The following is a 13,337-nucleotide window of genomic DNA, read 5'->3' as shown; positions in this document are numbered from 1 at the left end:
TGAGGGCTCTGCCTTATTCCCGAAAACGCTCACCTTTGGCCGGTTTGCGAGTGTCGGAAAGCCTTCAAACAAGGGGCTTTGTTCGAACGAAGGCGCCCGATCCCGAATACCCTCACCTTTGCGTCCTGGCCGGTCGGCTGAAACTCAGATCACGTTCAACATCGACAACGCCGTTTCCTGCAACGGCTGCAGCACGCGAGCGAGCGCCGCTTCGCGCGTTTCCTTTCCGATTGGCATGTTGGCCGAAAGCGCGGCAACCACTTCGCCATGACGGTTCTTCATCGGCACGGCGACGCCGCGCACACCCATCTGCAATTGCTGCTCAATCTCGACATAACCCTCGACGCGCGAATGGCGGATCTTCTCGTAGAGCTGCTCCTTGTCGGTGATCGTGAGCGGCGTGAAGGGCTTGAACTCGGTGTCGTCCAGCCATTGGCGCACGGCCGCTTCATCGCGATACGCAAGCATCGCGATGCCGCCCGACATCAACGCAGCCGGCACTCGCGCGCCGAGCACGAAGCCGGTGGTCATCACGCGCGTGGAGCCGTTGCGCGCGATGATGACGAGGTCCCACTCATCGAGCACGCTCACGTAGACCGATTCGTGGATCAGCGCACTCAGCTGTTGCAGATAAGGCTGCACGATGCGCGGCAGACGCGCCGACTCGAAGTAGGACCAGCCCATGCGCAACACGCGCGGCGTGAGACTGAAGAGCTTGCCGTCCGTCTGCACATAGCCGAGATGCGCGAGCGTCAGCAGATAGCGGCGCGCGGCCGTGCGCGTGAGGCCGGTGCGCACGGCGGCCTGCGTGGGCGTCATGCGCGCGTGCTGATCGTCGAAGGCTTCGAGGATCGCCAGGCCCTTCTCCAGGCCCGCAATCCAGTCGCGCTTGTCGAGTGCAGGTTTAGTCATGCAGACATTCTTGTTTAGTTATGGAACAGCGGCTGTTTCGGCCGCTAAAGCAACGCATTGGCTAGTGCTAACCCCAAAAGCGTTCGATTAACGCACACACGCGTACGATAATCGCGCAAAATCTATCACAGAATGTTGATTGAAAGGGGTTGCGCTCTTATTCTCCAATCACTTTCAGAGCGACGCGTGTTTTCAGACTCGACTCTCCGCCGCTCGGCCAGTTTCCCAGGCTCAACTCCATAAACCTATTTCGGAGACATTTCTATGGCTAGCCCTATGGAAGACGCGCACGGCGGCCGCCAGGCGAAAAAAGCGACGGCGAGCGGCTGGATCGGTTCGGCGCTCGAGTACTACGACTTTTTCATCTACGCGCAAGCGGCCGCGCTGATTTTCCCGCAGTTGTTCTTCCCGTCGGGCAATCCGAAAGTGGCGATCATCGCGTCGCTGGCAACGTACGGCGTGGGCTACGTGGCGCGTCCGATCGGCGCATTCGTGCTCGGCCATCTCGGCGACACGCACGGCCGCAAGAACGTCCTGCTGATCTGCATGTTCCTGATGGGCTTCTCGACGATGGCCGTCGGCCTCCTGCCGACCTATCACCAGATCGGCATGTTCGCGCCCGCGCTGCTTGTGGTCCTGCGCCTGGTCCAGGGTTTTGCGGTGGCGGGTGAGATCTCCGGCGCCAGCTCGATGATTCTCGAACACGCGCCGTTCGGACGCCGTGGTTACTACGCGAGCTTTACGCTGCAGGGCGTGCAGGCCGGCCAGATTCTCGCGGCCGCCGTGTTCCTGCCGCTTGCCACGTTCATGCCGGAAGACATGTTCAATTCGTGGGGCTGGCGTGTGCCGTTCCTGCTGTCCGCATTCGTGCTGGTGGCCGGCTACATCATCCGGAAGGAAGTGCATGAAACGCCCGCCTTCACGTCCGAAGGCGCGCACGGCGACCTGCCCAAGTCGCCGATCAAGGAAGCCTTCGCCAACAGCACGCCCGACATGGTCCGCGTGGTCTGCATGGCGCTGATGAACGTGATTCCCGTCGTCGCGACGATCTTCGGTGCGGCCTATGCGGTGCAGTCTTCGTATGGCATCGGCTTCCACAAGAGCGTGTATCTGTGGATTCCGGTGGTCGGCAACATCGTTGCGGTACTGGTGATTCCGTTCGTCGGCAACCTGTCGGACAAGATCGGCCGACGCCCGATGATGATCGGCGGCTCCCTGGTCTCGGGCCTGCTGTCGTTCGGCTATCTCTACGCGATCAGCATTCACAACGTGCCGCTCGCGTTCCTGATGTCGCTGCTGATGTGGGGCGTCGTGTATCAAGGCTATAACGCGATCTTCCCGAGCTTCTACCCGGAACTGTTCCCGACCCGCTCGCGTGTTTCGGCGATGGCGATTGCGCAGAACATCGGCACGACCATCACGGCCCTGCTGCCCGCGCTGTTCGCGGCGGTGGCGCCGCCGGGATCGAACAACATCCCGCTGACGGTCGGCGCGATTGCGTTCGGCGTGACGATCATCGCCGCGATTGCAGCGTACTCGGCACGTGAGACGTATCGCATCCGCCTGAACGATCTCGGCAAGAAGGACGCTGTGCCGATGAGCGAACAGGAGTACGAGCGCCTGCGCGCCGACTCGATGAACGTGGAAAAGGTCGCCAAGGCACGCCACGCCTGATGCGGATTGTGTTGGAGTGATTGGACGGGCCCTTGCAACCTCGCAGGGCCCGTTTTTTTTATGCTTGGCGCTCGATTTTCACGCCGGACAGACGCTCGCACTGTTCGACCAGCGCATTTTGCAACGCTTCGTTGCGCGCGGCTGGATCGCAGTCCCGTTCCCGCATGTGGAAGAAGTAGCGGCCCGTCACGCGCGCGGCTTCATCGTCGCTGACTGCGAGCCAGGCCTGCGTGCGATGCGCCAGATTCAGGTCGTCCGGGGCCGATGCGCCGCCCATCTTCGTCGGCACCCAGCCCGGTTCGAGCGCATTCGACAACACGCCCGGCCAGTAACGCGCCACCGCGCACGCCAGCAGCACGTCCATGAACTTGCTTTCGGCATAAGCCTGCGCGCCGCGCCAGGGCCGCTGCGTCCAGGTGAGGTCGTCGAGGTTCGCGCGTGACCCGTGATGCATGCCCGAACTAAGGTACACGAGCCGCGCGGGCTTTTCGATCAGCGCCGTCAGCACGTAAGGCGCGAGCACATTGATCGCAAAGACCTGCGGCAGGCCGTCCTCGGTTTCGACGCGACGCGGTTCGCGGTAGCCGATGCCCGCGTTATGGATCACCGCATCGAAGTGTCCGAGTGCGTTGACCTGCGCGGCGACGTCGCGCATGGCGGCAATGCCCGCAAGATCGCCGGTCACGATTGCTTGGGCGTCCGGCATGGCGGCATGTGCGTCAGCGGCGCGTGCCGCATTGCGTGCGTGCAGCACGACGCGATGTCCTTCGTCGAGCAGCAGTCGCGCCGCCATGGCGCCGAGTCCGTCCGTCGATCCTGTGATGAATATGCGTGCCATGTGCTTGCTCCCTTGCTTTGGCCTTCACCATTGAACCGGACCCATTCTGCGCGCAATCTCCCGCCTTCGCGATAACATGAATGTCACGAGGTCAATGACGCGGAGGCATGAATGGCCAGTTTCAATGAACGCATGCTGAACGGCATCAGCGTATTCGCGGCGATCGTCGATGCGGGCACCTTCGCGGCGGCGGGCGACCGCCTCGGCATGTCGCAGCCCGGCGTGAGCCGTGCCATTGCGCGGCTGGAAGCGCGCCTCAAGATCCGGCTGTTCGACCGCACCACGCGCAGCGTCGCACTCACCGACGACGGCCGGCACTTCTTCGAACACGTCATGCCGCATCTGCTTGGTCTGGAAGAAGCCGCGGCCATGGCATCGGGCAGCGCGACCTCGGTGCGCGGACGCCTGCGCGTGAATGTGGATCCGATCTTCTCGCGGCTCCTGCTAGGACCGAAGCTCGATGCGTTCCTGAAAGCGCATCCCGATCTCGAACTGGAGCTCATCACGAGCGACCGGCTCGGCGACATGATCGCGGACGGCTTCGACCTCGCCATCCGGTTTGGCGCGCCACGCGATTCGAGCCTGATCGGGCGCAAGCTGCTGGATACACCGGTCCACACGGTGGCCGCGCCGTCCTACCTGAAGCGTCGCGGCAAGCCCGCGACGCCGCAAGCACTCGCCGATGACGCGCACACCTGCATCGAGTTCCGCGATCCTGAAACGGGACGGCCCTTCGTGTGGGAGTTTCATCGCAAGAAGAAGCGCCTGACGGTCGAGACGCGCGGACGCCTGACCGTCAACGATCCCGGCACGATGCTGAACACGCTGCTGTCGGGCTATGGCATCGCGCAGATTCTCGCGCTCGGGCATGAACACCTGATGGAGAACGGCAAGCTGATCGACCTGTTTCCCGACTGGCCCGACGAGCGTTTTCCGCTCTATGCGTATCATCCGTCGCGGCATCATCCGCCGGCCAAGACCCGCGCGTTTCTTGATCTCGTGGTGGGTCTGACCGGGGCTGCCAGCAGTGACGCCTAAAGCGTGACGGTCTTGCCGCTGCGCGCACTGGCGATGATCGCCGCGAGCGTCGCCGCATTGTCGAGACTGACTTGCGCGTAGTAGTCGATGGCGGCGGTGTCGTGCGTCGCGACCATGCGCGCGAAGCTCTCGGCGGCGAACAGGAAGCCGCTTCCCGTTGCCGCAGGCACCGCGTCGAACGGCACCGAGTTCGGAATGCCGCGCCGCACGCGCAACTGGCTCGGCAGATAGCCGTACGCATCGCCGGACGCCTGGTCGCTCGTGTGATTCAGGTACTCGGTATCGATGGTGCCCTGCGTGCCGATGATGGTTGCATAGCGATGATTCGCGGCATCCATCGAACACGACACCTGCGCACGCCGGCCGTCTTCATAGACGAGCGTCGCCATGAGACTGATATCGACGTTGCTGTCGGCCCACGTCGCCACGGCATCGACACGGCTCGGCGCGCTGCCCATGACGAGTCGAATCAGGCTCAGCGGATAGCTGCCCGCGTCGAGCAGCGCGCCGCCGCCGAGTTCGGGCTTCATGCGGATGTTCGCGCCCGGATTGCCCACCGTGAAACCGAAGCACGCCTGGATGGCGCGCACCTCGCCGACCGCGCCCTCGCCGATCAGCGACATCATCGCGGCCGTCTGCGGCTGGAAATAGAACGGGAACGCTTCGAGCAGCATCACGCCGTTGCGGTCGGCGGCGTCAAACATGCGCGCAGCTTCATCGCGATCCAGCGCGAGCGGCTTTTCGCACAGGATGTGCTTGCCGTGATTCGCGGCCTTGATCGCCCATTCGGCATGCAGGCTGTTCGGCAAGGGAAGATAGATGGCGTCGATGTCGGGGCTGGCGAGCATGGCGTCATAGCTGCCGAACCAGGCATCGATCTGGTTGGCTTCGGCGAACACCTGCGCAGTTGCATCGCTGCGGCTCGCGACGGCAACGACGCGCACGGTCTGGCTCGGACGGACGTCGCGCGTGAACTGACGCGCAATGTTCGCGCCGCCGAGAACGCCAACACGCAATACGGAAGAAGTCGATTGAGATGACACAGCGGGCTCTCCTTATTTGTACGATTTAGTACACGCACGGGAACGGTATCACAATCGCGTGCGCTTCAGTGCGCGCACGTGTCGGGGCGAACCTTCGTTCCACGACGCTCCGGCGGAACATGGCAATTGTCCACACGCTGCTGGTCGCTGGCCTTGTCGCCGAGGCGTTCCTTGAGCGTCCTGGGCTCGGCTGCCGAAGCCGCGACAGGCGCCGATGCCTGCGTTGCATGCGCCACGTCGTGCAGTGCGACGCACAGGCAGAGAGACAGCGTAAGGCACTTCATCATCGACGTGCTCCTGAATCAGGACTGACCAGCATCGCGTCTGCACGGCAGGGACGCACGCCGATTCTTGCGCTCTCTTCCGGGCGTGTAATTCACAGACGATTGAAGGTGAGCGTTTTCGGGAACCACGCCGAAACGCCGATGGCTTGCGAAAGTTGCACATCGCAACTAATATCGAGCCAGGAAAAACAGTCGCGTGATTGACGGAGCAAGCATGGACATCATCGATACACCCTTTCAGCCGCGCGCCCAGACCATTCTCGAACTGCGCGAATTCTCACGCAAGCTCGTACGCGAACTGGGCTTCATGCGGCATACGCTCGCCGACAGCGGACTCGCGCCTTCGGCGGTACACGCGATCATCGAGATCGGCGCGAAACCAGGCATCCAGGCGCGCGATATCGCCAGCATTCTCCGTCTCGACAAGTCGAATGCGAGCCGCCAGATCGCGCGGCTCGAAGCGGCGGAACTGGTGACGCGGCAGACATCGAGCGACGACGCCCGCTCGTCCGAGCTCTACCTCACCGCGGCGGGGCAGAAACTGCGCCGCAAGATCGACAAGTTCGCCACCGACCAGGTCTCCGATGCGTTGCGGCGTCTCGTACCCGAAGATCAGCAGACGCTGGTGCGCTCCCTCGCGCTCTATGCAGACGCGCTCGCGCAAGGTCACGAGCGCACGCGCACAGCCGCGCCGCCTGTGAGCAACGCACGTATCGTCGATGGCTATCGGCCCGGCTGCATCGGCGATATCGCGAGCCTGCACGCGCGCTTCTATGCGCATCATGCGGGCTTCGGCGTGTTCTTCGAGCGCAGGGTCGCCACGGAACTCGCCGCGTTCGCCGAAGGTTTGCCGGCACCGGGCCAGGCCTTGTGGCTCGTGATGGAAGGCGAGCGCACGCTCGGCTCGCTCGCCATCGACGGCGATCTGAAGAAGCGCGTCGCGCATCTGCGCTGGTTCATCATCGACGGCAGCTTGCGGGGCAGCGGCATGGGCCGGGAACTCATGGCGCGCGCGATGGCCTTCGTCGATGCTCATTACGACGAAACCTTCCTCTGGACCTTCAAGAGTCTCGACGCCGCGCGCCATCTGTACGAGTCGTTCGGCTTCACGCTTGCGGAAGAGGCCGAAGGCACACAATGGGGCGCCACCGTGACCGAACAGCGCTTCACGCGGCGTCCGACGTCACCGGGCTGAGTTGATTCAAAGCCTGACGGCGCGTGACGTCGGCCCGAGACGTTGCGCGAAACGCCGCGCGCATTCGATGCCGAACGGCGTGGGCTGTGCGCCGCGATCGAAGGCCACGTCGAAGCCCATGCGCCACGCGGCGATGCGCTTGCCGTAACAGGTGAGTGTTTCCAGGGACTGCATCACGAAGACGATCTCGGGCAGCACTTCTGCATAGCGTGCTTCGGCTTCCTGCTCGCGGCCTTCGACAAACGCGGTGTGAACCGCGACCTGATGATCGAACGCATCCGGCGCCACGATCAGGCCATCGCAACCGGCGCGCAGATTGTCGATGAGTTCCTGTCCGCCCCGGCCATTGAACACGGACAGAGTCTGGCCGAGTGCATGCAGATGCTCGATGGTCGCGCGTATCGTCACGGCCGGCCCTTCGCCCTTGAGCAGACGGAAGCCGGGCCGCTCGCCGGCCAGTTGCGCGAGCGCTTGCGGCGACAGACCCACGCCGAGATATTCCGGCGCGTTCTGGATGCCCGCCTGCGCGCCCGTGCGTTCGAGCACGGCCGCGAAGAAGTCGTAGTAGAACGACTCGGGCTCGCCGCGCTTCGAAGGCGGCTGGAGAATCAGCCAGGACGCGCCGCGTTCGAGCGCATGATAGGCGAGCGCGGCTTGCGCAGCGACGCTGTCGCCGGAAATCGTCACCGCGAGCGGCACGCGGCCGGCGATGTGCGCAGCGCACACATCGATCATCAAGCGCTTCTCTTCATCCGACAGCCGATTCACTTCGGTCGCCAGTCCGAGCGTCACGATGGCCGGCGCGCCGGCGGCAAGCGTCGCGTCGATCTGCATGCGCGTGGCACGTGTGTCGAGCTGGTTGGATGCATCGAAATAGGCGTAGAGCACCGGCCACATGCCGGGCGGAGGCGGAAGTTGCGTGGACATGGATCGCGCTCCGCTCAATGCGAGTCGCGCGGCACCGGCGCGCCGCTCGAACCGACGAGAAAGTCCAGGTCCGCGCCCTGATCCGCCTGCAACACATGTTCGACGTAGAGACGGTAATAGCCGCGTCGCGGCAATTCGGGCGCTTGCCATGCGGCGCGGCGTCTTGCCAGCTCCTCGTCCGATACATCGAGATGCAGACGCCGCGCCGGCACGTCGAGTTCGATCATGTCGCCGGTTTGCACCAGCGCCAGCGGCCCGCCCGCCGCGGCCTCGGGCGACACGTGCAACACCACCGCGCCGTAGGCCGTGCCGCTCATGCGGCCGTCCGAGATGCGGACCATGTCCGTGATGCCCTTCTGCAGCACCTTGCGCGGCAGCGGCATGTTGCCGACTTCCGCAAAGCCCGGATAGCCCTTCGGCCCCGCGCCCTTCAGCACCATGATGCAGTGCTCGTCGATGTCGAGTGCGTCGTCGTCCACCTTCGCGTGCAGTTCCTCGACGTTCTCGAACACCACCGCGCGCCCGCGATGCTTCAACAGCGACTGCGTTGCCGCCGATGGCTTGATCACCGCGCCGTTCGGTGCAAGATTGCCCTTCAGCACCGCGATGCCCGCATGCGGCTTGAACGGCTTTGCGAAGGTGGTGATGACCTTCTCATCGTAGTTCGGCGCGTCGCTTACGTTGTCCCAGATCGTGCGCCCGTTCACCGTGAGCGCGTCGCGATGCAGCAGTCCCTGCTCACCCATCTGACGCAGCACCGCCGGCAGTCCGCCCGCGTAGTAGAAATCTTCCATCAGGAATTCGCCCGATGGCTGGAGGTTCACGAGACATGGCACCTCGCTGCCGAGCTCCCAGTCTTCGAGCGTCAATGCAACGCCGATGCGCTTCGCCAGCGCGATCAGATGCACGACCGCATTCGTCGAACCGCCGATGGCCGCATTAGTGCGAATGGCGTTCTCGAAAGCCTCGCGCGTGAGGATCCGGTCCATCGTGAGATCGTCCCTCACCATGTCCACGATGCACCGCCCCGCCATGTGAGCCAGCACTTGCCGGCGAGCGTCGACGGCGGGAATCGCCGCGTTGTGCGGCAGGCCCATGCCGAGCGATTCGACCATCGAGGCCATCGTCGATGCCGTGCCCATCGTCATGCAATGGCCGCGCGAGCGGTTCATGCACGATTCGGCGTCGACGAATTCTTCCTGCGTCATCCGGCCCGCGCGCACTTCCTCCGACATCTGCCACACGCCCGTGCCGGAGCCGATCGTGCCGCCGCGAAAGCGTCCGTTGAGCATCGGTCCGCCCGACACGGCGAGCGCAGGCAGATTGCACGACGCAGCGCCCATCAGCAGCGCGGGCGTGGTCTTGTCGCAGCCGACCAGCAGAATGACGCCATCGATGGGATTGCCGCGGATCGATTCCTCGACATCCATCGACGCCAGGTTGCGGAACAGCATGGCCGTGGGCCGCAGATTGGATTCGCCGAGCGACATCACCGGAAACTCCAGCGGCAGGCCGCCCGCCTCCCGCACACCGCGCTTCACGTAGTCGGCCAGCTCACGGAAATGCGCGTTGCAGGGCGTCAGTTCCGACCACGTGTTGCAGATGCCGATCACCGGACGGCCGTCGAATTCGTCGTGAGGAATGCCCTGGTTCTTCATCCATGAACGATGGATGAACGCGTCCTTGTCGCTACCGCCGAACCAGCTTTGCGAACGCAGCTTGCGCATGGATGTCCCCTTTTCTTGTTGGCCTGGGGTCCAGCGCGAGGAAGCTTTCGTGCGCCGGACAGGTCGAGTTATACACCTCGTTCGCCTGTCCGGTCCGGATTGCGGCGCGACGATTCAGGCTCAGTCGAGCGTCTCCTGCGAACGCTCGCGCATGCAGGCCACCGCGATCACGGACAGCACGCCGCAGCCCATTACATACCAGGCAGGCGCCATCACGTTCTTCGTGATGATGATCAGCGAAGTGACGAAGAACTGCGCAAAGCCGCCAAAGATTGCGACGCCGAGGCTGTAGACAATGGCCGCGCCCGTCGCGCGCACGGAACGCGGGAAGAGTTCGCCGAGCATCGCGCCGGTCGGGCCGACGTTGAGCGAATGCACGATGGACAGCACCGTCACCACGGTGAGCAAGGTGCCGGTGGTCGGCACTTTGTTGAGCAGCACGAAGGCCGGCCAGATCGCGATCATCAATGCGATGCGGGTAACTTGAGCAAGCCGGTTGCGGCCGATGCGGTCCGACAGATAGCCGCCGATCGGCGCCACGACGAAGAGGATCGCGCCCGACACGCAGCCTGACAACATCGACGTCCAGCCCGGTAGCCCGAGCGTCTTCACGCCGTAGATGGACAGGTAGAACACGATGATGAAGTGCGCCGCGGTGCCGCCGATCGTCAGGCCCAGGCCATTGAGCACGGCGCGGCGATGTTCGCGCAACACCGTCACGAGCGGGAGCTTCGCCGCCTTCGGCGCGGCTTCAAGGGTATCGCGGGGCGCTTCTTCCATCGTGCGGCGCAGCCACCAGCCGACCGGCACGATCGCCGTGCCGATGATGAACGGCACGCGCCAACCCCAGCTTTCGAGTTGCGCCTGAGTCAGCGACGCGGTAAGCGCCACGCCGGTCAACGCGCCCGCAAGCGCCGACAAACCCTGGCTGGCGAACTGCCAGGACGCATAGAAGCCGCGACGGTTGGCGGGCGCCTGTTCGAGCAGCAACGTGGTGGACGCTCCCACTTCCCCGCCCGCCGAAAATCCCTGGATCAGCCGCGCCAGCACGAGAATGATCGGCGCGGCGAGGCCGGCTTGCGCGAAGGTCGGCGCGACCGCGATCATCGCGGTGCCGAGCGCCATCAGGCCGAGTGTCAGCAGCATCGCTTTCTTGCGTCCGGCGCGATCCGCGTACATGCCGATCAGCAAGCCGCCGACGGGACGCGTGAAGAAACCCACGCCGAAGCTCGCCACGGCGAGCAGCAACTGGCCGACTGGATCGTGCACCGGAAAGAACAGCTTGCCGATGACGAGCGCGAAGAACGCATAGACCGTGAAGTCGTAGAACTCGAGCGCGTTGCCGACAGCCGCCGCCGCAACGAGGCGCGTGCGCGCCGCCCGGCTGGCGGAAGCCGGAGCAATGGATGAGGAAGTGGCGCTGGCCAGTGTGGACGTATTCATCGTGAGTTCCGCGGTGTCGGACCGAAAGTCAGTCGGCGAGCCAGGCTTCGGCCAGGCGCACCCAGTAGCTCGCGCCGGTCGCGAGGATGTCGTCGTTGAAGTCGTAGCCCGGGTTGTGAACCATGCAGCCGCCCTTCGACCCGACGCCATTGCCGATCCACGCATACGTGCCCGGGCACGCTTCGAGCATGAAGGCGAAGTCCTCGCTGCCCATCAACGGCTTCGCAGCCGGTTCGACGCGCTGTGCGCCGAGCATCTGCACGGCGACCTCGGTGGCGAAGGCCGTGGGGCCTGCGTGATTCACCAGCACGGGATAGCCGAGTTCATAGCCGATCTCGGCGGTGCAGCCGTAGGCCAGCGCCTGCGCGTGGACGAGCGCGGTGATGCGTTCCTGCAGCAGCGCGCGCACGCCTGCATCGAGCGCGCGTACCGAGAGCTTCAGCAGCGCGGTTTCGGGAATCACATTGTTGGCTTCGCCCGCCTGCACACTGCCCACCGAAACCACCGCGGGCTTCTGCGAATCGACTTCGCGCGCCACGATGCTGTTGAGGCCCAGCATGATCGAGGCGACGGCCGGCATCGGATCGCGCGCTGCGTGCGGCATCGCGCCATGGCCGCCGACGCCGCGCACCACGATATTCACGCGATCCGACGATGCCATGCCCGGACCCGGCGTGAAGAACATGTCGCCTGCGGGCAGGCCGGGCATGTTGTGCAGGCCGAATACGGCATCGCACGGGAACTGTTCGAAGAGTCCGTCTTCGAGCATGGCCCGCGCGCCCGCCTCGCCTTCCTCGGCCGGCTGGAAGATCACGATCAGCGTGCCCGAGAACTGGCGGCTCTCGGCAAGGTAGCGCGCGGCGCACAGCAGCATGGCGGTGTGGCCGTCGTGTCCGCATGCGTGCATCGTGCGGGCGTGCTGGCTTGCGTAGGGCAGTCCGGTGGCTTCTTCGATTGGCAAGGCATCCATGTCCGCGCGCAAGCCGATGCGCTTGCCGCCCTCGCCCTGCTTCAGCACTCCGACGACACCCGTCCGGCCAAGCCCGCGATGAACTTCATAGCCCCATTGCGCGAGCATCCCGGCGACGAGTTCGCTGGTCCGGGTTTCTTCGAAGGCCAGTTCCGGGTGCGCATGGATGCGCCGGCGTACTTCGACAAATTCCCGCGCGATGGCTGCAATGCCGGGGATTACAGGTTCGACTGACAACATGAGGCTCCTCCTTGCTCGATGCGATTCGACGTGCACCAAGCATATAAAGCCGAAAAGCCAACCAAAAGACGGTAAATTGAATGCGTGATTACTGATAGTTGTCGGTGCTAACCCTAGGGTGTCGGTCATGAGCATGAAGTATCACCAGCTGCGCGCGTTTCTGACCACGGCCGAGCAAGGCAGCATTCGCGCTGCGGCGCGCAGTCTGCATTTGTCGCAGGCGGCGCTGACCAAGGCCATCAAGGAACTGGAACAGGATCTGGGCGTGGCGCTCGTGCTGCGCACCGCGCGCGGCGTGCAGTTGACCGCGTTCGGTCAGCAGTTGCGGGTCCGTGCGCATCTGATCGTGAGCGAGATGCGCCGTGCCGAAGACGACATCGCGCAGATGAAAGGCGCCGGTGCGGGCAGCGTGAGCGCGGCCGTTACGCCGACCGCGGCGCTCTCGATCCTGCCGCAGGCTTATCGGGCGTTCAGGCGGCGAATGCCGGATGCGCGTGTGAGCTTTATCGAGGGCTTTCCAGGCGTGGCGATGCCGCGTCTGCGCGACGGTTCGCTCGACTTCGTCGTGGCGGTGGTCGTGCCCGAGCTTCTCGCTCCGGAATTCGATCACATGGAGCTGTATGAGAGCCGCTCTTCGATTGTCGGGCGCGCGGATCATCCGCTGCGGCATGCCACGGCGCTCGCGGAATTGTCAGAGGCCGAATGGCTGTTGAATCCGTCGCCGGAAAGCTCGACTCAGGCGCTGCTCGACGCCTATGCGAAGCGCGGGCTGGCGGTGCCGCGACGCGTGATCGAATGTCCGAGCTTCATCATCGCGCATGGTCTGTTGCGCGGATCGGATGCGGTGGCGTCGATGCCCGCGGGCTTGCTCGATCATCCGTGGGCGCGTGACGGACTCGCGGTGTTCCCGGTGACGGATCCGTTGCCCGCGGTATCAGTGCGGGTGATTACGCGGCGCGACAGTCCGCTGACGCCGGCCGCGACGATGTTGGTCGAGTGTTTGAGAGATGCTGCCCGGACGGTGTGAGGGGGAGCGGGATCGCCTG

Annotated in this window: 12 protein-coding genes; 4 read left to right on the top strand and 8 right to left on the bottom strand. The window is 64.4% G+C overall.

The features are described from left to right. Window positions 1–144 precede the first annotated feature (144 nt). Entirely contained in the window at window positions 145–912 is a 768-nt protein-coding gene (locus tag QCE64_RS27985) for an IclR family transcriptional regulator C-terminal domain-containing protein (protein ID WP_309925428.1), read from the bottom strand. Window positions 913–1,176: 264 nt separating this feature from the next. Between QCE64_RS27985 and QCE64_RS27980 the strand changes: the two genes are divergently transcribed. Continuing rightward, window positions 1,177–2,586 carry an MFS transporter gene (locus QCE64_RS27980; RefSeq protein WP_309925427.1) on the top strand — a complete coding sequence of 470 codons (1,410 nt, stop codon included), beginning with the start codon at window positions 1,177–1,179 and terminating at the stop codon, window positions 2,584–2,586. 58 nt (window positions 2,587–2,644) lie between these two features. Here QCE64_RS27980 and QCE64_RS27975 read toward each other — a convergent pair whose 3' ends face one another. Further along, on the bottom strand, window positions 2,645–3,424 hold the full coding sequence (locus QCE64_RS27975; RefSeq protein WP_310007483.1) for an SDR family NAD(P)-dependent oxidoreductase: 780 nt from the start codon (window positions 3,422–3,424) through the stop codon (window positions 2,645–2,647). Window positions 3,425–3,535: 111 nt separating this feature from the next. Here QCE64_RS27975 and QCE64_RS27970 point away from each other — a divergent pair, with 111 nt between their 5' ends. Continuing rightward, entirely contained in the window at window positions 3,536–4,462 is a 927-nt protein-coding gene (locus QCE64_RS27970) for a LysR family transcriptional regulator (protein WP_309934288.1), read from the top strand. Here QCE64_RS27970 and QCE64_RS27965 read toward each other — a convergent pair. Both QCE64_RS27965 and QCE64_RS27960 read right to left on the bottom strand, forming a co-directional pair. After that, window positions 4,459–5,505: a Gfo/Idh/MocA family oxidoreductase gene (locus QCE64_RS27965; protein ID WP_310007481.1), complete on the bottom strand. Its 1,047-nt coding sequence runs from the start codon at window positions 5,503–5,505 to the stop codon at window positions 4,459–4,461. The two genes, QCE64_RS27970 and QCE64_RS27965, sit on opposite strands and share 4 nt — an antisense overlap. Window positions 5,506–5,570: 65 nt before the next feature. Continuing rightward, the gene (locus QCE64_RS27960; protein ID WP_310007479.1) at window positions 5,571–5,792 is read right to left on the bottom strand and encodes a hypothetical protein; all 222 of its coding nucleotides are present in this window, start codon (window positions 5,790–5,792) and stop codon (window positions 5,571–5,573) included. Between the two features lie 211 nt (window positions 5,793–6,003). Here QCE64_RS27960 and QCE64_RS27955 point away from each other — a divergent pair, with 211 nt between their 5' ends. After that, window positions 6,004–6,984, top strand: a complete 981-nt coding sequence (locus tag QCE64_RS27955) for a helix-turn-helix domain-containing GNAT family N-acetyltransferase (protein ID WP_310007477.1) — start codon at window positions 6,004–6,006, stop codon at window positions 6,982–6,984. Window positions 6,985–6,990: 6 nt separating this feature from the next. Here the strand turns inward: QCE64_RS27955 and QCE64_RS27950 are convergent, their stop codons facing one another. The 4 genes from QCE64_RS27950 to QCE64_RS27935 form a co-directional block, all read right to left on the bottom strand. Then, entirely contained in the window at window positions 6,991–7,911 is a 921-nt protein-coding gene (locus tag QCE64_RS27950; protein WP_310007474.1) for a dihydrodipicolinate synthase family protein, read from the bottom strand. Window positions 7,912–7,925: 14 nt separating this feature from the next. Then, window positions 7,926–9,638 carry an IlvD/Edd family dehydratase gene (locus QCE64_RS27945; RefSeq protein WP_309934282.1) on the bottom strand — a complete coding sequence of 571 codons (1,713 nt, stop codon included), beginning with the start codon at window positions 9,636–9,638 and terminating at the stop codon, window positions 7,926–7,928. 120 nt (window positions 9,639–9,758) lie between these two features. Beyond that, a complete protein-coding gene (locus QCE64_RS27940) occupies window positions 9,759–11,081 on the bottom strand; it encodes an MFS transporter (RefSeq protein ID WP_309934280.1) in 1,323 nt (440 codons plus the stop codon). A 28-nt stretch (window positions 11,082–11,109) separates the two neighbouring features. Beyond that, window positions 11,110–12,291 (bottom strand): M20 aminoacylase family protein, encoded by a 1,182-nt coding sequence (locus QCE64_RS27935; protein ID WP_309934279.1) that lies wholly within the window; start codon window positions 12,289–12,291, stop codon window positions 11,110–11,112. A gap of 133 nt (window positions 12,292–12,424) precedes the next feature. Between QCE64_RS27935 and QCE64_RS27930 the strand changes: the two genes are divergently transcribed. Continuing rightward, window positions 12,425–13,318: a LysR substrate-binding domain-containing protein gene (locus QCE64_RS27930; protein ID WP_309935396.1), complete on the top strand. Its 894-nt coding sequence runs from the start codon at window positions 12,425–12,427 to the stop codon at window positions 13,316–13,318. The last annotated feature ends 19 nt before the right edge of the window (window positions 13,319–13,337 follow it).

The organism is Caballeronia sp. LZ043, assembly GCF_031451075.1.
Lineage (GTDB): Bacteria > Pseudomonadota > Gammaproteobacteria > Burkholderiales > Burkholderiaceae > Caballeronia.
Note: the sequence above shows the minus strand (reverse complement) of the source record. Positions and strands in the feature narration are given on the sequence as shown.